The following is a 19254-nucleotide window of genomic DNA, read 5'->3' as shown; positions in this document are numbered from 1 at the left end:
CGGGCGGTCAGCGGCCGAGCGCCTTGGCCAGTTCGTCCTTGGTCATCGAGGAGCGGCCGTCGATGTTCTTCTCCTTGGCCTCGCGGTAGAGCTGGTCCTTGGTCGGGCCCTTCGGACCCGTCCCCTTGCCCGCCCGCTGTCCGCCCCGCTCCGGCGCGGACTTCGGGTCCCGCGTGGACTCCTTGCTCGCGCTCTTCGCCTCGCCGGAGCGTGCCCGCTCCTTGTTGACCGTGCGCGCGGCGATCTCCTTCGCCCGGCCGGTGGAGGTGCCCCGCTTCTCGGCGCCTTCCTTGATGTGCTCGTACTGCCGTTCGCGCTTGGCGTTGGAGCCGCTGGGCATCATGCGCTCCCTTCCTACCGCGGAACGCGCCTCGCGTTCCGCTCGGCTTCTTTCCCGCCCCGGGTTCCCGGCACGGCGGCGGTCAATCACGCCGCGCCGCCGCCTCCCAGTCCAGCGTGTCGACGGTGCAGAGGTGGGTGTTCATGTTGCGCTCCATCATCTGCAGCGCCGCGTCGGCGAGGTCCGGGTGAATGTGTGCCACGGCGTCGTCCGGGACGGTGACCTTCAGGTGCCGGATGTGCGCGTCCAGCGCCGAGTACAGCACACACTGCTCGGTGACCTGCCCGCACAGCACGACGTGGTCGATGCCCAGCTGCGACAGCAGATACGTCATCGGGGTCTCGAAGAAGATCGAGTGCCGGGCCTTGACGATGAACAGCGAGGAGTCGTCGGGGCGGACGGGGGCCACCAGCTCCGCGTGCGGCCCGGCCAGCGCGGTCTCCAGCATCTCGCCGTGGTGCGAGCGCCATTCCCCGAAGTTGTCGTTGGCGTAGATCACCGGTACGCCGTCCTCGCGGGCCCGGTCGATGAGGCGGACCACCGCGGGCAGTGCCTTGCGCACCGACGGCAGCAGCAGCTCCGCGTCCTCGTGGTCGTAGGTATTGATCATGTCGATGACGATGAGGGCGGTAGTACTCACACCTCCAGGGTTGACCGGTGGGCCGCGCTTCTCACCTCGGACACGCCGGTATCCGTCCGGCCACCGGCCCCGCGCCCGGCTCCCCCGATCGGCGGGTGTGAGCGGCATGTCGCCGGGCACCCGTCCGCACCAGGGGCAACCCTGGAGGCATTCGTCCCGACCCCCGCACCCGCTCAGCAGACGCCGACAGCTGGAGGATCCATGGGCGTACAGCGGCTGATCCGCGACTGGCCCGTGTACCGGCAGCTCACCGGCAAGGATCCGCTCGGCCGCGGACGCGCCGCGATGTCGGAGCACACCGAGCGGCTGCGGCCCCGCACGGACTCCGCCGACCGGGTGGTGCAGTCGGTCTGCCCGTACTGCGCGGTCGGCTGCGGTCAGCAGGTGTACGTCAAGGACGAGAAGGTCGTGCAGATCGAGGGCGACCCCGACTCGCCCGTCAGCCGGGGCCGGCTGTGCCCCAAGGGGTCGGCGACGCTCCAGCTGACGACCGGCGAAGCGCGGCGGCACCAGGTGCTGTACCGGCGGCCGCACGGCACCGACTGGGAGCCGCTCGATCTCGACAAAGCCATGGACATGATCGCCGACCGGGTGATCGAGACCCGCCGCGACACCTGGCAGTGGGAGTCCAAGGGCGCGCGCGTGGCCCGCACCCTCGGCATCGCCAGCCTGGGCGGCGCGACACTGGACAACGAAGAGAACTACCTGATCAAGAAGCTGCTGACCGGCCTCGGGATCGTCCAGGTGGAGAACCAGGCACGGGTCTGCCACAGCTCCACGGTCGCCGGCCTCGGTACGTCCTTCGGCCGCGGCGGCGCGACCACCTTCATGCAGGACCTCCAGCACGCCGACTGCATCGTCATCCAGGGCTCCAACTTCGCCGAGGCCCACCCCGTCGGCTTCCAGTGGGTCATGGAGGCCAAGGCACGCGGCGCGACCCTCATCCACGTCGACCCGCGCTTCACGCGCACCAGCGCCCTGTGCGACCTGCACGTACCGCTGCGGGCCGGCACCGACATCGCGTTCCTCGGCGGGATCATCAACCACGTCCTGACCGAAGGCAAGGAATTCCGCGACTACGTCCTCGCCTACACCAACGCCGCCACCCTGATCAGCGAGGAGTTCCAGGACACCGAGGACCTGGCCGGCGTCTTCTCCGGCCTGGACGAGGAACACCACCGGTACGACGCGGAGACCTGGCAGTACGCGGGCGGCGGCGTCCAGGCCCCGGCGGGCGACGTGGAACAGCGGCACGACCAGCGCCTCCAGAAGGACCCCGAGACCGGCCGCCGGCTGCACGAGGCGGCCCACGCCGAGACGCACGGCTCGGGCGGCGCCCAGGCCGAGTCCGACCCCGCACAGGACCCGACGCTCCAGCACCCGCGCTGCGTCTTCCAGATCCTCAAGCGGCACTACGCGCGCTACACCCCCGACATGGTGGCCGAGATCTGCGGCGTCCCCGAGGAGTCGTTCCTGCGCGTCTGCGAAGCCCTCACCCAGAACTCGGGCCCGGACCGCACCAGCGCCTTCGCGTACGCGGTGGGCTGGACGCAGCACACCGTCGGCTCGCAGTACATTCGCGCGGCCAGCATCCTGCAATTGCTGCTGGGAAACATCGGACGGCCCGGCGGCGGAATCCAGGCGCTCCGCGGCCACGCCTCCATCCAGGGCTCCAGCGACATTCCGACGCTGTTCAACCTGCTGCCCGGATATCTGCCGATGCCGCACGCCCACGCCCATGAGGATCTCGACACGTTCGTCACGGCGAGCCGTACGGACAAGGGATTCTGGAACAATATGCGGGCCTATTTCGTCAGCCTGCTCAAGGCCTATTACAGGGACGCGGCCCAGCCCGAGAACGACTTCTGCTTCGACCATCTGCCACGGCTCACCGGCTCGCACGGCGCGTACGACATCGTCCTCGCGCAGCTGGACGGCGCCTGCAAGGGCTACTTCCTCATGGGCGAGAACCCCGCCGTCGGCTCCGCCAACACCCGCCTCCAGCGGCTCGGCATGGCCAACCTCGACTGGCTGGTGGTCCGCGACTTCTCCCTCATCGAATCGGCGACCTGGTGGCAGGACGGCCCGGAGATCGAGTCCGGCGAACTGCGCACCGAGGACATCGGCACGGAGGTCTTCTTCCTCCCCGCCGCCTCGCACACCGAGAAGTCCGGCTCCTTCACCAACACCAACCGCTGGCTCCAGTGGCACCACGCCGCCGTCGAGCCGGCCGGCGAAGCCCGCAGCGACCTGTGGTTCACGTACCACCTCGGCCGCCGCATCAAGGAGAAACTGGCCGCCTCCACCGACCCGATGGACCGCGCGATCCAGGACCTGGCCTGGGACTACCCGGTCCACGGCGAGCTGGACGAGCCGGTCGCCGACGCCGTACTGGCGGAGATCAACGGCCGCGGCCCCGACGGCGCGCCGCTCTCCGCGTACACCCAGCTCAAGGACGACGGCTCGACGAGCTGCGGCTGCTGGATCTACTGCGGGGTGTACGCGGACGGCGTCAACCAGGCCGCCCGCCGCAAGCCGCACACCGAACAGGACTGGGTCGCCGCCGAATGGGCCTGGGCCTGGCCCGCCAACCGCCGCATCCTCTACAACCGCGCCTCGGCGGCGCCCGACGGCACCCCCTGGAGCGACCGCAAGGCGTACGTCTGGTGGGACGCCGACGCCGGCAGGTGGACCGGGCACGACATCCCGGACTTCGTCCCCGACAAGGAACCGGGGTACGTACCGGCGGACGACGCCGAGGGCGTCGACGCGCTGCGCGGCGACGACCCGTTCATCATGCAGGCCGACGGCAAGGGCTGGCTGTTCGCGCCCGCCGGACTGCTCGACGGGCCGCTGCCCACCCACTACGAGCCGCAGGACTCCCCGTTCACCAACGCCCTGTACCCCGACCGCCCGCGGTCTCCCGCCCGGCAGCTGCACTCCCGCCCCGGCAACCGCTACCACCCCAGCGGCGACGAACCCGGCGCGGACATCTTTCCGTACGTGGTCACCACCCACCGGCTCACCGAGCACTTCACGGCGGGCGGCATGAGCCGCTGGTCGCCGTACCTCTCCGAACTCCAGCCGGAGTTCTTCTGCGAGGTGTCCCCGGCGCTGGCCGCCGAGCGCGGCCTCACGCACACGGGCTGGGCGACGATCGTCACGGCTCGCAACGCCGTCGAGGCCCGTGTGCTGGTCACCGAGCGGATCAAGTCGCTGACCGTACAGGGCCGCACCGTGCACCAGATCGGCCTGCCGTTCCACTGGGGCCCCAACGGCACGGTGACCGGCGACGCCGCCAACGAACTGATGGCCATCGCGCTGGACCCGAACGCGCACATCCAGGAGGACAAGGCGCTGACCGCCGACATCCGCCCCGGCCGCCGGCCGCGCGGCCCCGACCTGCCCCGGCTGGTCGCCGACTACCGGCGGCGCGCCGGTATCACCGAGCACACCGGAGGCGAGCAGCCCGAATGACCGGCGTCTTCTTCGAAACCGGCAGCCTCTTCAGCGGCCCGGAACCGGACCCGGCCGGCGACGCCGGCCACCCCGACCCGCCCCCGCGCATGGGCTTCTTCACCGACACCTCCGTCTGCATCGGCTGCAAGGCCTGCGAGGTGGCGTGCAAGGAGTGGAACGCGATCCCCGAGGACGGGCTGTCGCTCACCGGCATGTCGTACGACAACACCCAGGGCCTCGGCGCCTCGACCTGGCGCCACGTCGCTTTCATCGAACAGTCCGCACCCCGCCAGGTCCCGGCGGAGCCCCCCGCACCGGACGGCCGTACGTCCCTCCCCCTCGCCGAGGACGATCCGCAGCGGCCCGCCGGGGACATCCGCTGGCTGATGTCCTCCGACGTCTGCAAGCACTGCACGCACGCGGCCTGCCTGGACGTCTGCCCCACCGGCTCGCTCTTCCGCACCGAGTACGGCACGGTCGTCGTCCAGGAGGACATCTGCAACGGCTGCGGCTACTGCGTACCGGCCTGCCCGTACGGCGTGATCGAACAGCGCAAGGACGACGGCCGGGCCTTCAAGTGCACGATGTGCTACGACCGGCTCGGCGCCGGACAGGAACCGGCCTGCGCGAAGGCCTGCCCCACCGACTCCATCCAGTTCGGCCCCCTGGACGAACTGCGCGAACGCGCCGCGCTCCGCGTCGACCAGCTTCAGGAGGCGGGTGTTCCCGAGGCCCGGCTCTACGGGCACGACCCGGAGGACGGCGTGGGCGGCGACGGCGCGTTCTTCCTCCTCCTGGACGAACCGGAGGTGTACGGGCTGCCGCCGGACCCGGTGGTCACCACCCGCGACCTGCCCGCGATGTGGAAGCACGCGGGCGCGGCGGCCCTGTCCCTGGCGGCCGGCGCCGCCGCCTCCTTCGTACTCCCCGCACTCCTGCAACGGAAGGGACGGCGATGAGCGGGACGACCGGCACCCGGCCCAAGGATGGCAAGGGCGGCGGGCGGCGCCGCAAGGGCGAGGAACTGATGGTGCCCCGCGCCGAGTTCGACTCGTACTACGGCCGGCCCGTCATCAAGGCACCGTCGTGGGCGGCCCGGGACATCGCCGGGTACTTCTTCACCGGCGGCCTGGCGGGCGCCGGCTCCGTACTGGCCGCCGGCGCCCACCTCACCGGCCGCCCCACGATGGCCAAGGCGATGAAGATCTCCTCCCTCGCGGCGATCTCCCTCTCCACGGCCGCCCTGGTCAACGACCTGGGCCGCCCGTCCCGCTTCGCCAACATGCTCCGCGTCTGCAAGCCGACCTCCCCGATGAGCGTCGGCTCCTGGCTGCTGGCGGGGTACGGGCCGATGGCGGGCGCGGCGGCGGCGAGCGCGGTGACCGGCCGGCTGCCGCGCGCCGGAGCCGCGGCGACCGGCGCCGCGGCGCTGCTCGGCCCGGCCGTCGCGACGTACACCGCGGTGCTCGCCGCCGACACGGCGGTGCCCGCCTGGCACGGCGCGCACCGCGAACTCCCGTACCTCTTCGCCGCCTCCGCGACCGCCGGCGCCTCGGGCATGGCCCTGGTGGCGTCCCCCACCGGGGAGAACGCCCCCGCGCGGTACGCCGCGCTGCTGGCCGCGGCGGCCGACACGGCGGCGACGACCGCAGCCGAACGGCGGCTCGGCATCGTGGCCGAGACGTACCGCACGGGCAAGGCCGGCAAACTGATGCGCTGCGCGCAAGCGCTGACGGTGGCGGGCGCGGCCACCGCCGGCCTGCTCGCCGGCCGCAGCCGCCCGGCGGCGGTCACGGCCGGCCTGGCTCTCCTCACCGGCTCGGCCCTCACCCGCTTCGCCGTCTTCCACGCAGGCATCGCCTCGGCGGAAGACCCGAAGTACACGGTGGAGCCGCAACGGGAGGCCCGGAGGCGACGCGAGGAGTCGTAGGGGCTGGGGTACGGAGCGGGGGCTGGGGCTGTTGGGGCCGGGAGGGGCGGGGGCGGGGTTGGGGCCGGGAGGGGCGGGGGCGGTGTCAGTGCCCCCGACTACTGTGTTGAGAAGGGGACCTCGTGCACCCCCATGGGGGAAGAAAGGGCGGAAACGGTCCGCCGCCCTTCCCCCTCCGCAGCCCCATCCCCCTCCCCCACCCCCTCTCCCCCTGCAGCGCCCTACAGCGCCCGCAGTTCATCCAGCAGGTTCTTCTGGGCCCAGTCGATGAACGGTTCCTGCTGGTCGCCGCCGATCTGGACCAGGGCGACCTCGGTGAAGCCCGCGTCCGCGTACTGCTTGACCGCCTTCACGTACGTCTCGACGTCGTCGCCGCACGGGAACGCCTCGGCGATGTCCTCCTTGCGTACGTACTGCGTCGCGCCGCTGAAACCGGACGGCCCCGGCAGCTCGCTGTTGACCGGCCAGCCGCCGACCATCCAGCGGAACTGGTCGTGCGCCCGGGCGATCGCCGCGTCCCGGTCCGTGTCGTAGGAGACCGGGATCTGGCCGATGCGCGGCTTGCCCTTGCCGCCGTGCTCGTCGAACTTCCGCAGCAGCTCGCTCTTCGGCTCCGTGGCGATCACCAGATCGCCCAGGCGGCCCGCGATCTCGCAGGACAGGCCGCCGGACACCGCGACGCCGATCTCCGGCAGCTTCTCCGGCAGGTCCCACAGCACGGCCTGGTCCACGTCGAAGTACTCGCCGTGGTACGTCACCTCGTCGCCGGAGAACAACGCCCGGATGATCTCGATGGCCTCCTCCAGCTTCTCCAGCCGGACCGGTGCCGTGGGCCAGCCCTGCCCGACGACGTGCTCGTTGAGGGCCTCGCCCGAGCCGAGGCCGAGCCGGAACCGGCCCTCTGCGAGCAGCTGCATCGTCGCCGCCTTCTGGGCGACGATCGCGGGGTGGTACCGGGTGGTCGGGCAGGTCACGTACGTCATCAGGGGAATGCGCGAGGTGGCCTGCGCCGCGGCGCCCAGCACACTCCAGGCGTACGGGGCATGGCCCTGCGAGGCCAGCCAGGGAAAGTAATGGTCCGAGGTGACCGAGAAATCAAAACCGGCGCGTTCGGCCAGGACCACATGGTCGACGAGTTCGCGCGGGCCCGCCTGTTCGGTCATCATCGTGTAGCCGACGTCCACCATCGTCACTCACCTTTTCGGCATTCGGCTGTTGCGGAAATTCGTCCGCGGTTCTCATTCATCGAACCGGGTACACGCTCCGTTGATGTGTATTACCGATCGATCGCACCCCCCGCGTCCCCCGAATGGCGGCGGTGATTCATGGTGAAGCGGAAGGATTCCGACGGCCGGACCCGCGTGACGGTCGTCGTGGCACTCGCGGCGAATCTCCTCATCGCGGTCGCAAAGGCTGTCGGCGGTCTGCTGTCCGCCTCGCCCGCGCTGCTGTCGGAGGCGGCGCATTCCGTCGCGGACAGCCTGAACGAGCTTTTTCTGCTCGCCGCGTTGCGCCGCAGCCGCCGCCCCGCCGACCACCGGCACCCGTTCGGGTACGGCATGGAGCGCTATTTCTGGGCGCTGCTCGCCGCGGTGGGCATCTTCGTGATGGGTGGCTGTTTCTCCTTCTTCCAGGGCATCGACGCGCTGCGCGAGGGGTCGCACGAGACCCCGAGCGGTTATACAGCCGGTCTGATCGTGCTGGGGGTGGCGTTCGTCGCGGAAGGCAGTTCGCTGGTCCGTGCGGTGTACCAGCTGCGCGTGCAGAAGGGCGGCAGCAGCGATCCGGCGCTGCGTACGGTGCTGGCCGAGGACGGTGCGGCGGTGCTGGGTGTGCTGCTGGCGGCGGCCGGGATGGTGCTGCATCTGGTGACGGGCGAGGCGGTGTGGGAGGCGTCGGCGTCCTTCGCCATCGGGTTGCTTCTGGTGTTCGTGGCGTACCGGCTCGGCAAGGAGGCGCGGGACCATCTGATCGGCGAGTCGGTCGACGCGGAGCTGCGGGAGAGCATCGAGGAGCTGCTGATGGCGCAGTCGGAGGTGGACAACGTCGCTGAGCTGCTGACGATGCGCCTCGGCGAGGACAGCTGGCTGCTGGCGGCCCGTATCGATCTGGCACCGGGGATGGACAGCGAGCGGGTGGAGCTCGTCTGCGTGCGGATCAAGCATGAGGTCGAGCGCACGTGGCCGCAGGCGGACCACGTCTTCCTGGACATCACGGAGGCCCCGGCGGGGGCGGAGGGCGCGCCGGTGCCGAGTGACGCCTCGGGAGCGGCCCACGGCTGACCGCGGCTAGCCGAGCCGGCACCTTTCCGACGCGGATCGCCCCGCCCACCGGCGAGGTGACCAACACCGGCGAGGTGACCAGCTATCGCAGCCCCGTCCCCGCGCCGGACGGATTCGCGGTCCGCGGCGACCGGGCAGTGCTGACGCGCCGGGATCACAACAGACGGTCCGTCGACCTCACGCGTGCCGAACTCGGTTCAGAGCAGGCCGGTCAAGGTGAGGGCACCGAGGAGGGTGGTGCCGACGAGGGTCCAGGCGATGTAGTCGCCGATGTGGCCGGAGTGGAGGAGGCGGAGGGGGTCGAGCCAGTGGCGGCTGCGGGTGTGCTGGGGGCGGCGTACGGCGAGGGTGGCGAGGCCGGCGGCGACGGCGGCGGAGAGCAGTCCGAGGAGGAGGCCGGCGGCGGACCAGTGCGGTGGGGTGGGGGCCACGGTGACGCCGGGGAGGGCTTCGTCGGCGGCGCTGCCCACCGCGCTGTGCAGGGCGGGCAGCAGGCCGGTGAGGAGGGCGCCGGCGAGCAGGAGGCCGGGGACGGCGAGCATGGTGGCGGGTACCCGGGTGAGTTGCTGCTCGGTTTCGGGTTGTTCGCCCTCGCCGCTGGTCTCGCGCTCCTCGTCGTGGGCGGGCGCGGTGCCGTGGCCGCCGAAGACGCGGGCGGCGACGCGGAGTACCGCTCCCCCGGTGACGGCGGAGACGAGGACGAAGAGGGCGGTGAGCCAGGGCCCGGCGGCTTCCTCGGTGACGGCTTTGCCCAGTCCGGTGCCGAACGGTGGCAGTCCGGCGAGGGCGAGTCCACCGGCGGTGAAGTAGGCGGCGGTGAGGCGGAGTTCGCGGGCGCGGCCGTGCAGGGCGTACTCGTCGATGGAGCCGTAGCGGTCGAGGAGGATGCCGGCGCAGGCGAAGAGTGCGGCTTTCACTCCGGCGTGGCCGAGGAGGTAGAGGGCGGTGCCGCCGGTGGCTTCGGGGGTGAGCAGGGCGAGGCCGATGAGGAAGAGGCCGGTGTGCGCGACGGTGGAGTAGGCCAGCAGCCGTTTGATGTGGCGTTGGTACCAGCACATGAGTGCGCCGACGGCGGCGGAGAGCACGCCGAAGGTGAGGAGGGTGCGGGTGACGGCTTCGGGCGGGATGCCGCCGGGGCCGGCGAAGACGGTCCAGTAGACGCGTGCGGTGCCGTAGAGGCCGAGTTCGACCATGACGCCGGAGAGCAGCATGCAGACGGGGGTGGGGGCGACGGCGTGTGCGTCGGGGAGCCAGAAGTGGAAGGGGACGGCGGCGGCCTTGACCAGGAGTCCGGTGAGGAGGAGGACGAAGGCGGCGAGGACGAGTGCGTCGGGGGCGCCGCGCGCGTCGAGTGCGGCGCCGATGTGGCGCATGGCGAGTTCGCCGGTGCGGGAGTAGAGCAGGCCGATGCCCATGAGCATGGCGTAGGCGCCGAGGGAGTTGACGACACCGAAGGTGAGGCCGCCCTGGACGGCTTTGGCGGCTTCGACGCGGTAGCCGGTGAGGGCGTAGGCGACGACGCCCATGAGTTCGAAGAAGACGAAGGCGTTGAAGAGGTCGCCGGTGAGGACGAAGCCGCACATGCCGGCTTGGAAGAGGAGGACGAGGGCGGGGAAGGAGCCGGCGTGTTTGCGGGGTGGTTCGTCGAAGTAGCGCCAGGAGTAGACGAGGACGGCGAGGACGAGGAGGGAGACGAGGGCCGCCGTGCCGAGGGCGAGGTGGTCGGCGTGGAGGGCGATGCCGACGCTGTGTCCGTTGCGGGGTGTCCAGCCGCCGAGCCAGTCGATGACGGGTGCGGGTGCGTGCAGGAGCAGGTGGAGGGCGAGGGCCGCGGTGGCGGCGGTGAAGGCGCAGGCGAGGGCTTCGGCGGCGGGGCGGGGGACGAAGCGGCCGGCGGCGACGAGGAGGGCGGCGCCGAGGAGTGGTGTGGCGATGACGAGCGGCAGCAGGTGGTTCATCCGCGCAGCTCCGAGAGTTCGTCCGGGTCGAGGGTGTGGTGCCGTTTGGCGACCTGTATGACCAGGGCGAGGAGGAGCGCGGTGACGGTGGCGCCGACGACGACGTCGGTGAGGGCGAGGGCCTGGACGACGGGGTCGACGACGGGGCGGGAGTGGGGTGCGATGTCGGCGAAGACGGGGGCTGTGCCGCCGTCGCGGTAGCCGACGGCGAGCAGCAGGACGTAGGTGGCGGCCTGGCAGACGGCGAGGCAGCCGACGGCGTGGATGAGGTTGCGGCTGGTGGCGAGGCCGTAGCAGCCGACGAGGAAGATCCAGGCAGCGACCAGGTAGGGCAGGACGTCCATCATGTGTGTTCGCCTTCCTCTTCGATCTCGACGGCCTGGTCCAGGAAGCGGGCGAGCAGGACGACGACGGCGCAGGCGACTTCCATGCCGATGGCGGCGTTGAGCAGGGGGACGGTGCCGCCGGAGGCGAGGGAGTTGAGGGTGCCGAAGGGCAGCACGTTGGTGAGGTAGGCGGTGCCTGCGAGGAGTCCGGCGGCGCCGGTGATCAGGTAGGCGGCTTCGCCCGCAGCGTCGCCCACTTCGAAGACGCTGAGGGGGCGGATGCGTTCGAGTGCGCGGTAGTCCACGGCGATGTAGAGCAGGTGGAGGGCGGTGGCGGCGACGACGCCGCCCTGGAAGCCGCCGCCGGGGGTGAGCTGGCCGTGGGCGACGATGTAGAGCCCGGTGACGAGGGTGACGGGGAGCAGGACGAGCGCGTAGCGGCGTACGGGGGCGGAGACGCGGGCGGGCGCGGGGGCGACCTGGTGTTCGTCGCGGGCCTGGCGGAGCAGGACGACGGTGCCGAGGACGGCGGCGAAGAGGATGGATTCCTCGCCGAGGGTGTCGAAGGCGCGTTGGTCGAAGTTGACGGCGGCGATGGCGTTGGCGGTGTGCCGGGCGAGTGCTTCGTGGACGGCGCGGTCGCCGTAGGGGTGGTGGTCGGTGCCGAAGGCGGGGAGCCGGAGGGCGGCGGCGACGAGGAGTGCGGCGACGCCGGCGAGGCCGAGGAGGAGTACCCACAACCGCTGTCGTCGGCTCATGGCCGCTTCTCCGCTTCCTTTTCGGCGCGTACCTGGTCGAGGGAGCGGCGGCGGGCCTTGCGTACGGAGAGGAGGACGAGCAGGGGGGTGAGTGCGGAGCCGACGGCGAGTTGGGAGAGGGCGACGTCGGGGGCCTGGAGGACGGTGAAGAGGAGGGTGAGGGTGAGGCCGAGGAGGGAGAGGGCGAGGGCCTGGCGGGCGGGTTCGCGTACGGCGACGGCGGCGGTGGCGGCCGCGGCGACGAGCAGCAGTGCGAGGGCGATGAGCAGGTCAGCCACGGTCGTCCGCCTCCTTGGGGCGGGCGCCTGCCAGGGCTTTGGCGGAGACGAGGTTGCCGCCGACGAGGAGGGCGCCGATGACGAGGAGTTTGATCAGGGAGCGGCCCGGTGGCTCGGCGAGGCACAGCGGCAGCAGCACGGCGAGGGTGGCGGCCACGGCGAAGGCGGTGGTGCGGGGGCCCTGCTGGGGGTCGTCGCCCATTTCGGGGCCGAGCAGCCGGGTGTAGACGAGGGTGCCGACGGGGCCGAGGAGGGCGACGACGAGTGCGACGTCGGTGTAGGGGGGCCGGTCGTAGCCGCGGGCGAGCAGCAGGAGTACGAGGCAGACGAGGAGGGTGCCGGTGTTCTGTGCGGCGACGCGGCGGCGCAGTGGTCCGGTGGCGGCGTACCACAGGACGGGGGTGATGCCGAGTGCCATGAGTGCGGCGGCGGCCGCGAGCCAGCCGTTCACCGGTCGGTCACCGCCCGCCGGGCGGCTCCGGCCGCGACCGCGCCCACGAGGGAGACGGCGGCCCCGACCAGGAGCTCCAGTGTGCCGACAGTGCTGATGAGGACGGTCCACAGGGCGAGGAGGGCGGCCCACCACATCGCCACCTCGACCGTGTCCCGCATCCGGCGCCGCGCCATGCTGCCATCAAAACACCGCATGTTCGCCCCTTCACCGTCGACGCGCTGCCCGGGTACCCGGTGTCACAGGGAGTCGCGCGGGACGGTCTCGTTCCAGGTGCGGGAGAAGACCCGGCGGTCGCCTTCGTAGCCGTCGAGGGTGGCGTCGATGTGGAAGCTGTCCTCGTCGGACCGGAGGGCCTGGCTGGTGACGATGCGGACGTCCCAGTCGTCGCGCCGGAAGCGCATGGTCCAGGTGGTCTCGCCGCGTACGGAGGAGAAGTCGTCGGCGACGGAGGTGTACCGCTCGTAGGCGCGGCGGCCGACGTCGATGCCTGCTTCCTCGTAGCGGACGAGGCCGGCGTCCTTCACGATCTCCAGTGCGTTGTGGTAGTTGACCAGGTCGCGTTTGACGTCCCAGCGCTGTTCGGCGGGGAGCAGTTGGGTGGTGGGGATCGGCGGTGTGCCTTCGGGCTCGGCGAAGGCGGGCTCGGGTACGTCGTCGGGTACGTCGTTGGGGCGTACCGGCAGGGTGAGGGCGCTGGTGCCTTCGTAGACGCTGAGCCGGACGGGGCGGGGCGGCGGCCAGGCCAGGGGCCAGTAGGAGGTGGAGAGGGAGAGGCGCAGGCGGTGGCCGGCGGGGAAGGCCTGTGCGATGGAGTTGAGCTGCACGGTGGCACGGTAGCGGCGGCCGGGTTCGAGCTGCTGGGGGGTGCCGGTGCCGTCCCGCCGGGTGAGGTTGAGCAGGCCGTAGGTGACGCGGGTGGCGCTGCCGTCGGGGGCGACGTCGGAGAGCCGGGCGGCGACCATGGCGACCGGCTGGGAGACGGAGACCTCCAGCTCGACGGTGGCGGTGCCGAGGAGTTCCAGGGGTTCGTTGAGCGGGGGGCTGTCGAAGACGAGCGAGCCGCCGTCCTCCTCGCGCTGGTCGTAGGGGAGGTCCGGGGGTGCGTTGTAGGAGGCCCACTTGCCGGCGAACTGGCCTACGGAGAGGGGGGATTCGACGGTCAGCGCGTCGCCCCGTACGGCGTCGTCGCGGGCTTCGTCCCGGGTGCCGTTTGCCGCGGCGTCCTCGTCGGGCGGGCCGATGCGGTGCCGGGTGAGGGGGTGCACGGTCTGCTTGATGCGCGGGGAGGGCCAGGTGGGTTCGCCGACCCAGCGGCCGGGGCGCTCCTCGTAGGCGGTGGAGGGCGGGACGCTCTCCTGCATCCAGGTGCGGAGCATGGGGCCGTCCATGGCGCCGTTGTCGGCGCCCTTGAGCCAGTGGTCCCACCAGCGCACGACTTCCTGGAGGTAGCCGATGGCGGGGCCGGGCTCGCCGAGGTGGGGGAACTTGTGCGACCAGGGGCCGATGAGTCCCCTGCGGGGTACGTCGAGGTTGCCGAGGAGGCGGCTCACGGCGTTGGAGTAGCCGTCCGCCCAGCCGCTGGAGGCCAGTACGGGCACCTGTACGGCGTCGTAGTTCTCGCATACCGAGGCGTGCCGCCAGTAGTCGTCGCGGCGCTGGTGGCGGAGCCATTCCAGGGCCCAGGGGCGGGTGGCCTCCAGGCGTTCGTGCCACATGTCGCGCCAGCGGTCGCCGACGACGGCGGGGTCGGGCGGGCAGGTGGCGTAGGCGAACATGGTGCCGGCCTCGGCGAGGTTGTCCGAGAGGAGTGTGCCGCCCATGTAGTGCATGTCGTCGCTGTACCGGTCGTCGGTGAAGGACGCGATGACGATGGCGCGCAGGCTCGCGGGCTGCCGGGCGGCGACCTGGAGCGCCGCGAAGGCGCCCCAGGAGATGCCCATCATGCCGGTGTTGCCGTCGCACCAGGGCTGGTCGGCGACCCAGGCGAGCACTTCTTCGGCGTCGGCCTGTTCCTGTTCCAGGTACTCGTCCAGCAGGACCCCTTCGGAGTCGCCGGTGCCGCGCAGGTCGACGCGGACGCAGGCGTAGCCGTGGCCGGCGAGGTAGGGGTGGTGGACCGAGTCGCGGACGGAGGTCAGGTCCCGTTTGCGGTACGGGATGTACTCGACGACGGCCGGCACCGGCTCCCCGTCGGAGGTGACGGGGCGCCAGATGTGTGCGGAGAGCCGGGTGCCGTCGGGCATGGGGATCGCGACGTGGTGTTCTTGTTTGGTCGCGTGGGGCAGGTCGCTCACGTACTGCATGCGGCTGCCGTGCTCCTTTCCGATTGCCGGTGTGCGCTCGCCGTGCCGACGGGCCGGGGTGTTCAGGCGGCGGTGGTCGCCGGCGGCGGGGTGCCCTCGAAGTGCCGGTTGAGGGCGGCCACGCAGCGGTCGTACTTCTCGGTCATTTCCGCGACGCTGTCGGCGCCGGTGATGATGTGTGCCAGTTCGCAGCTGTAGCTGTCCTGCTGCGAGCTCTCGGAGAGGCGCCTGCCCTCTTCCGGCACCATCTCGATCTGGACGCCGGGGATCTCCTGTTCGATGCGCTCGATGTCCGCGGGGGTGGGCACGTTCTTCACCACCGCGTCGGTGAACCAGCGGTAGTACCACTTGGCGGCCATGCGGTACGGGCCAGGTCCGGGCGTCCATCCCGGGTCCTTGCCGAGGGCCAGGGCGATCATGACGTGGTGGTTCGGTTCGCCGTGCACGTAGTGGAAGAGTTCGGCGTGCGACTGGGAGTGCCGGGGGTTGATCTCCAGCAGGTTGATCCGGTCGGTGTGCGGATCGTAGAAGAATTCGATGCTGAAGGTCGCCGTTTCCATGCCGATCTGCCGCATCACCCGTTCACTGGCGATGCGCAGCCGCTGGACGACTTCCGGTGGCAGGGTGGACGGGTACTGGTGGCGGAGGAAGCTGGAGCTGTCCGGGTAATTGATGGAGTCCAGCGTGCCGTACACGGTGACCTCACCGTCGCGGACATAGCCCTCCACGGCCACCTGAATTCCTTCGATCGCCTCTTCGGCGAGGCAGACCTGGCCGCCGACCCCGGCCATTTCCGGGGGCAGCTCCAGCTGACCCATTATGTATTCGAAGGGGCGCCCCACCCGGCTGATGCCCTGCCGGATCTTCTCGACCGCCTCCTGGAATTCCGCCTCGTCCTTGACGCCGTAGGCGAGCTCCGAGGAATAGGAGAGGGCGGGCTTGAGCCACATCGGGAACCGTACGCCCTCGGGCGGTTCCGGGTGCTCGGCGGTGAGGTCCACCCGGCCGAAGCGCGGGTGTTCGTCGATGACCTTCTGCTGCTCCAGCCGGCTCCAGTACTTGTGCTCGCACTTGACGATGGATTCCAGGGAGGTGTGGCGGGTGCCGTACCGCTCGCCGAGGATCGGGACGAGGGTCGAGCCGGGGAAGTCCCAGTAGGTCACGATGGCGTCGATGCTGCCCTCGAAGGCGTCCAGAATTCCGTACGCCTTTTCCAGCAGTTCCGGCACGGACACCTCCCCCTCCTGCAGTTCTTCGGGGGTGAGCAGGCCGTGAAATGCGTATTCGGCGGCGTGGGGAACGGCTTCCAGTTCCTTGCGGTTTCCCTCGTCCATACCGACGACAAAGATATTCTTCCTGGTCAAGGGACCTCCTCATTCCGGTCGCGGGGCCCCGGCTACCCGTCCTTCTACCGTGCACACGCGGTCCGCGTCATGGCAGACACGCGTGAAGACCGGCGCGCCACGCGCCTGCCCCGGGGATCGGCCCGCCGGGTACCCAGTACGCCGGAGTCATGCAGGTGCGCGGGAAAGTCCTGTGGCCGGATGTGATCGCCGGGGCGTACCGGATGGGCGGGGCGAAGCGGGGCAGGATGGTCCCCGCAGGGACTTCACGTCCGATGGATGGAGAGCTGACACCGTGGAATACCGCCGCCTGGGCCGCAGTGGCCTGACCATCAGCGAGATCGCGTACGGCAACTGGCTGACGCACGGTTCGCAGGTGGAGCAGGATGCCGCGACCGCCTGTATCCGTGCCGCACTGGACGCGGGCATCACCACCTTCGACACCGCCGACGTCTACGCCGAGACGCGGGCCGAGTCGGTGCTGGGCACCGCGCTCCAGGGCGAGCGGCGCGAGGGCCTGGAGATCTTCACCAAGGTCTACTTCCCGACCGGCACCGGCCGGAACGACCGGGGGCTGGGCCGCAAGCACATCATGGAGTCGATCGACGGGTCGCTGCGCCGGCTGCGCACCGACTATGTCGACCTGTACCAGGCGCACCGGTACGACCACTCCACACCGCTGGAGGAGACCATGGAGGCCTTCGCCGACGTGGTCCGCTCCGGCAAGGCGCACTACATCGGTGTGTCGGAGTGGACCGCCGACCAGCTGCGCGCGGGGCATGCCCTGGCCCGCGAGCTGAAGATCCCGTTCATCTCGAACCAGCCGCAGTACTCGGCGCTGTGGCGGGTGATCGAGTCGGAGGTGGTGCCGGCGAGCGAGGAGCTGGGCATCGGCCAGATCGTGTGGTCGCCGATCGCGCAGGGCGTGCTGACCGGCAAGTACCTGCCGGGTGCTGCGCTGCCGGCGGGGACGCGGGCCACGGACGAGAAGGGCGGTGCGACGTTCGTGGCGCGCTGGCTGCGGGACGAGGTGCTGGAGCGGGTCCAGCAGCTGCGGCCGCTCGCGGACGACGCGGGGCTCTCGCTCGCGCAGCTGGCCGTGGCGTGGGTGCTGCAGAACCGCAATGTCTCCGCCGCGATCATCGGTGCCTCGCGGCCCGAGCAGGTCACGGAGAACGTCCAGGCGGCCGGGGTGCGGCTGGAGGCCGACCTGCTCAAGGCCATGGAGGAGATCCTGGCCCCGGTGGCGACCCGGGACCCGGCACTGACGGCGGGCAATCCCGCCAACGACTGACCGCTGCCGTCACTCGGCGGTGAGGGCACGCAGTGCGTGCTCCGACGGCGACCCCGGCTCGGCCTGGTAGGTGACCAGGTGCTGGCCGGGGTCGCCGGGCAGCGCGAAGGACTCGTGCGTGAGGGGCAGCGGTCCTACGCGGGGGTGGCGCAGCCGGCGGACGCCGTGCGGGTTGCGGTGGACGTGGTGCGCTGACCACAGCTTCCTGAACTCCGGGCTGTGGCAAGCGAGTTCGGTGATGAGCGCGGTCGCCCTGGGGTCGCCCGGGTACGTGCCGGTGGACATGCGCAGGAAGCCGACGGCGTCGACGGCGATGCCCCGCCGGTCCTGGAACAGTGTGCGCATCGCCGGGTTGCGGAACAGCTGCCGGGCGAGGTTGCGCTCGTGCTGCGGGAGGCGGGGGAAGTCGGCGAGGAGCAGGTCGGCGAGCCGGTTCGTGGCGAGCAGGTCCAGCCACCGGCCGACGACGTACGCCGGGTTGTGCGCGATCTGGTCCAGCAGCAGCCGCACCGGCCGCCGGACCTCCTCCGGCCCGGCGGTCTCCGCGCCCGGCACTCCGGCGGGCCTGGCCAGGTGCAGCAGGTGCTCAGGCTCGGCCGGTGTCAGCCGCAGCGCCGGTCATTCGGTGTTCGCGTGGGCCGCGCGGGCGCGGTCGTTGTCCACCTCCAGGAGGTTCGCGAGGCGGAGTGCCACCACGTCCAGGGTCACGTGGGTCGCCTGGTCGAAGAGGCTGGACAGCGGCTGGACGCTGGCGGCCTCGCCGGCGCGGCGGTACTTCGTCGCGGCGGGCAGCAGCAGGACGGTGGCGGCGAGGGAGCCGAGCGGGGAGTCCGGTGCGGTGGTCACGGCGTGCACCTCGGCGCCGGCCTTGACGGCCTGTTCGGCGACCCGCACGGTGCCGGCGGTGGTGCCCGAGCCGGAGACGGCGACGACGGTGTCGCCGTCTCCGACGGCCGGGGTGGTGGTCTCGCCGATGACATGGACGTTCAGGCCGAGGTGCATCAGCCGCATGGCGAAGGCCCTGGCCATGAAGCCGGAGCGGCCCTCGCCGGCGACGAAGACGCGGCGGGCGCGCAGGAGGACGGTCGCGAGCGTGTCGAGCGAGGCGGTGTCGACGGCGCCGAGCACGCCGCGCATCTCGTCCTGCACGGTGTTCAGCAGGGCTGCGGTGGTGGAGAGTTCCGGGCGGTCGGCCATGGTGAGGGTTCCTTGCGTGGTGGGCTTGCGTGGTGGGCTTGTGGGGTGAGTGGGTCGGTGGGTCAGCGGCCGGCGGCCGCGGCGAGGGAGCGGGCCGCCGCTTCGGGGTCGTCGGCGGCCGTCACGGCGGAGCCGATGATGACGCGTACGGGGTCGGGGCCGGTGAAGGCCGGCAGGTCGGCGGCGGTCAGGCCGCCCGCGACGGCGACCCGGCGGCCGTGCCGCCAGTCCCCCAGGAGGTCGGCCGGGTTGCCGCCGGTGAGCTGGGCGTCCTTGCCGACGTGCGCGGCGAGCACGGCGTGGGCGGGAAGCCGCGCGGCGAGCGCTGCCCGCCGCTCCTCGGTAGTCTGCATCAGGTCGACCACGGTCTCGGTGCCGCGCTCTTCGGCGACGCGTACGGCGGCGTCCAGGGTGGCGTCCGCGACGGTGCCGAGGACGGTCGCGGAGGCGGCGCCCGCGTCGTAGGCGAGGGTGAACTCGAACACCGCATCGTCCGCGGTCTTCAGATCGGCGAGTACGGGAACGGGCCCGGCCGCCGCGGCGACCTCGGTCACGGCCCGCATCCCGAAGTGTTTGATCAGCGAGGTGCCGACCTCGATCCAGTCGGTGTGCGGCGCGACGGCCTCGGTGATCCGCACCGCCCGTGCCAGCGGCATCCGGTCGAGGGCGATCTGCAGCTGTACGGCCATGGG

General features: G+C 71.4%; 19 protein-coding genes. 5 read left to right on the top strand and 14 right to left on the bottom strand.

Going from position 1 to position 19254, the window contains the following annotated elements; genetic code table 11:
• Positions 1-7: 7 nt before the first annotated feature.
• Together ABZ840_RS23795 and ABZ840_RS23790 are read right to left on the bottom strand one after the other, a co-directional pair.
• Positions 8-340 carry a plasmid stabilization protein gene (locus tag ABZ840_RS23795; RefSeq protein ID WP_361562184.1) on the bottom strand — a complete coding sequence of 111 codons (333 nt, stop codon included), beginning with the start codon at positions 338-340 and terminating at the stop codon, positions 8-10.
• A gap of 82 nt (positions 341-422) precedes the next feature.
• Positions 423-980 carry an isochorismatase family cysteine hydrolase gene (locus tag ABZ840_RS23790; protein WP_361562122.1) on the bottom strand — a complete coding sequence of 186 codons (558 nt, stop codon included), beginning with the start codon at positions 978-980 and terminating at the stop codon, positions 423-425.
• Between the two features lie 201 nt (positions 981-1181).
• Between ABZ840_RS23790 and fdh the strand changes: the two genes are divergently transcribed.
• The 3 genes from fdh to nrfD are packed head-to-tail and all read left to right on the top strand — an operon-like array spanning position 1182 to position 6369.
• Positions 1182-4457 (top strand): formate dehydrogenase, encoded by a 3276-nt coding sequence (fdh, locus tag ABZ840_RS23785; protein ID WP_361562121.1) that lies wholly within the window; start codon positions 1182-1184, stop codon positions 4455-4457.
• Entirely contained in the window at positions 4454-5398 is a 945-nt protein-coding gene (locus ABZ840_RS23780) for a 4Fe-4S dicluster domain-containing protein (RefSeq protein WP_361562120.1), read from the top strand. Before fdh ends, ABZ840_RS23780 begins: the two co-directional genes overlap by 4 nt.
• On the top strand, positions 5395-6369 hold the full coding sequence (gene nrfD, locus ABZ840_RS23775) for an NrfD/PsrC family molybdoenzyme membrane anchor subunit (RefSeq protein ID WP_361562119.1): 975 nt from the start codon (positions 5395-5397) through the stop codon (positions 6367-6369). The genes ABZ840_RS23780 and nrfD overlap by 4 nt, the downstream gene beginning before the upstream one ends.
• A 221-nt stretch (positions 6370-6590) precedes the next feature.
• Here the strand turns inward: nrfD and ABZ840_RS23770 are convergent, their stop codons facing one another.
• Positions 6591-7556 (bottom strand): LLM class F420-dependent oxidoreductase, encoded by a 966-nt coding sequence (locus ABZ840_RS23770; protein WP_361562118.1) that lies wholly within the window; start codon positions 7554-7556, stop codon positions 6591-6593.
• 138 nt (positions 7557-7694) lie between these two features.
• Between ABZ840_RS23770 and ABZ840_RS23765 the strand changes: the two genes are divergently transcribed.
• Complete coding sequence (locus ABZ840_RS23765; RefSeq protein WP_361562117.1) at positions 7695-8651, top strand: cation diffusion facilitator family transporter; 957 nt, start codon at positions 7695-7697, stop codon at positions 8649-8651.
• A gap of 197 nt (positions 8652-8848) precedes the next feature.
• On the opposite strand, the gene ABZ840_RS23760 is transcribed toward ABZ840_RS23765, so the two are convergent.
• The 8 genes from ABZ840_RS23760 to ABZ840_RS23725 all read right to left on the bottom strand — a co-directional run bounded on the left by ABZ840_RS23760 (position 8849) and on the right by ABZ840_RS23725 (position 16062).
• Positions 8849-10609 carry a complex I subunit 5 family protein gene (locus tag ABZ840_RS23760; RefSeq protein WP_361562116.1) on the bottom strand — a complete coding sequence of 587 codons (1761 nt, stop codon included), beginning with the start codon at positions 10607-10609 and terminating at the stop codon, positions 8849-8851.
• Complete coding sequence (locus tag ABZ840_RS23755; protein WP_361562115.1) at positions 10606-10956, bottom strand: sodium:proton antiporter; 351 nt, start codon at positions 10954-10956, stop codon at positions 10606-10608. Before ABZ840_RS23755 ends, ABZ840_RS23760 begins: the two co-directional genes overlap by 4 nt.
• Complete coding sequence (locus ABZ840_RS23750; RefSeq protein WP_361562114.1) at positions 10953-11693, bottom strand: MnhB domain-containing protein; 741 nt, start codon at positions 11691-11693, stop codon at positions 10953-10955. The genes ABZ840_RS23755 and ABZ840_RS23750 overlap by 4 nt, the downstream gene beginning before the upstream one ends.
• Positions 11690-11971 carry a DUF4040 domain-containing protein gene (locus tag ABZ840_RS23745; RefSeq protein WP_361562113.1) on the bottom strand — a complete coding sequence of 94 codons (282 nt, stop codon included), beginning with the start codon at positions 11969-11971 and terminating at the stop codon, positions 11690-11692. The genes ABZ840_RS23750 and ABZ840_RS23745 overlap by 4 nt, the downstream gene beginning before the upstream one ends.
• Complete coding sequence (locus ABZ840_RS23740; RefSeq protein WP_361562112.1) at positions 11964-12422, bottom strand: MrpF/PhaF family protein; 459 nt, start codon at positions 12420-12422, stop codon at positions 11964-11966. The genes ABZ840_RS23745 and ABZ840_RS23740 overlap by 8 nt, the downstream gene beginning before the upstream one ends.
• A complete protein-coding gene (locus ABZ840_RS23735) occupies positions 12419-12598 on the bottom strand; it encodes a hypothetical protein (RefSeq protein ID WP_361562111.1) in 180 nt (59 codons plus the stop codon). Before ABZ840_RS23735 ends, ABZ840_RS23740 begins: the two co-directional genes overlap by 4 nt.
• 63 nt (positions 12599-12661) lie before the next feature.
• Positions 12662-14728, bottom strand: a complete 2067-nt coding sequence (locus tag ABZ840_RS23730) for a CocE/NonD family hydrolase (RefSeq protein ID WP_361562110.1) — start codon at positions 14726-14728, stop codon at positions 12662-12664.
• A 62-nt stretch (positions 14729-14790) separates the two neighbouring features.
• Positions 14791-16062 (bottom strand): ATP-grasp domain-containing protein, encoded by a 1272-nt coding sequence (locus ABZ840_RS23725; RefSeq protein ID WP_361562183.1) that lies wholly within the window; start codon positions 16060-16062, stop codon positions 14791-14793.
• A gap of 304 nt (positions 16063-16366) precedes the next feature.
• Between ABZ840_RS23725 and ABZ840_RS23720 the strand changes: the two genes are divergently transcribed.
• On the top strand, positions 16367-17365 hold the full coding sequence (locus ABZ840_RS23720) for an aldo/keto reductase family protein (protein ID WP_361562109.1): 999 nt from the start codon (positions 16367-16369) through the stop codon (positions 17363-17365).
• Between the two features lie 9 nt (positions 17366-17374).
• Here the strand turns inward: ABZ840_RS23720 and ABZ840_RS23715 are convergent, their stop codons facing one another.
• From ABZ840_RS23715 to ABZ840_RS23705, 3 genes are all read right to left on the bottom strand, one after another.
• Positions 17375-17920, bottom strand: a complete 546-nt coding sequence (locus ABZ840_RS23715) for a hypothetical protein (protein ID WP_361562108.1) — start codon at positions 17918-17920, stop codon at positions 17375-17377.
• A gap of 63 nt (positions 17921-17983) precedes the next feature.
• Positions 17984-18562, bottom strand: coding sequence for a 6-phospho-3-hexuloisomerase (hxlB, locus tag ABZ840_RS23710; protein ID WP_361562107.1), 579 nt, complete (start codon positions 18560-18562; stop codon positions 17984-17986).
• Between the two features lie 62 nt (positions 18563-18624).
• Positions 18625-19251 carry an orotidine 5'-phosphate decarboxylase / HUMPS family protein gene (locus tag ABZ840_RS23705; RefSeq protein ID WP_361562106.1) on the bottom strand — a complete coding sequence of 209 codons (627 nt, stop codon included), beginning with the start codon at positions 19249-19251 and terminating at the stop codon, positions 18625-18627.
• Between the last annotated feature and the right edge of the window lie 3 nt (positions 19252-19254).

The organism is Streptomyces sp. NPDC047117 (genome assembly GCF_040643545.1).
Lineage (GTDB): Bacteria > Actinomycetota > Actinomycetes > Streptomycetales > Streptomycetaceae > Streptomyces.
The sequence above is the reverse complement of the archived record's forward strand: the minus strand, read 5'-3'. Positions and strand labels throughout refer to the sequence as shown.

Coding starts and splice junctions, on each gene's coding strand:
- ABZ840_RS23795 (WP_361562184.1), bottom strand. CDS start 340: ATGCCCAGCGGCTCCAACGCCAAGCGCGAACGGCAGTACGAGCACATC.
- fdh (WP_361562121.1), top strand. CDS start 1,182: ATGGGCGTACAGCGGCTGATCCGCGACTGGCCCGTGTACCGGCAGCTC.
- ABZ840_RS23780 (WP_361562120.1), top strand. CDS start 4,454: ATGACCGGCGTCTTCTTCGAAACCGGCAGCCTCTTCAGCGGCCCGGAA.
- nrfD (WP_361562119.1), top strand. CDS start 5,395: ATGAGCGGGACGACCGGCACCCGGCCCAAGGATGGCAAGGGCGGCGGG.
- ABZ840_RS23770 (WP_361562118.1), bottom strand. CDS start 7,556: ATGGTGGACGTCGGCTACACGATGATGACCGAACAGGCGGGCCCGCGC.
- ABZ840_RS23765 (WP_361562117.1), top strand. CDS start 7,695: ATGGTGAAGCGGAAGGATTCCGACGGCCGGACCCGCGTGACGGTCGTC.
- ABZ840_RS23760 (WP_361562116.1), bottom strand. CDS start 10,609: ATGAACCACCTGCTGCCGCTCGTCATCGCCACACCACTCCTCGGCGCC.
- ABZ840_RS23755 (WP_361562115.1), bottom strand. CDS start 10,956: ATGATGGACGTCCTGCCCTACCTGGTCGCTGCCTGGATCTTCCTCGTC.
- ABZ840_RS23750 (WP_361562114.1), bottom strand. CDS start 11,693: ATGAGCCGACGACAGCGGTTGTGGGTACTCCTCCTCGGCCTCGCCGGC.
- ABZ840_RS23735 (WP_361562111.1), bottom strand. CDS start 12,598: ATGGCGCGGCGCCGGATGCGGGACACGGTCGAGGTGGCGATGTGGTGG.
- ABZ840_RS23730 (WP_361562110.1), bottom strand. CDS start 14,728: ATGCAGTACGTGAGCGACCTGCCCCACGCGACCAAACAAGAACACCAC.
- ABZ840_RS23725 (WP_361562183.1), bottom strand. CDS start 16,062: ATGGACGAGGGAAACCGCAAGGAACTGGAAGCCGTTCCCCACGCCGCC.
- hxlB (WP_361562107.1), bottom strand. CDS start 18,562: ATGGCCGACCGCCCGGAACTCTCCACCACCGCAGCCCTGCTGAACACC.
- ABZ840_RS23705 (WP_361562106.1), bottom strand. CDS start 19,251: ATGGCCGTACAGCTGCAGATCGCCCTCGACCGGATGCCGCTGGCACGG.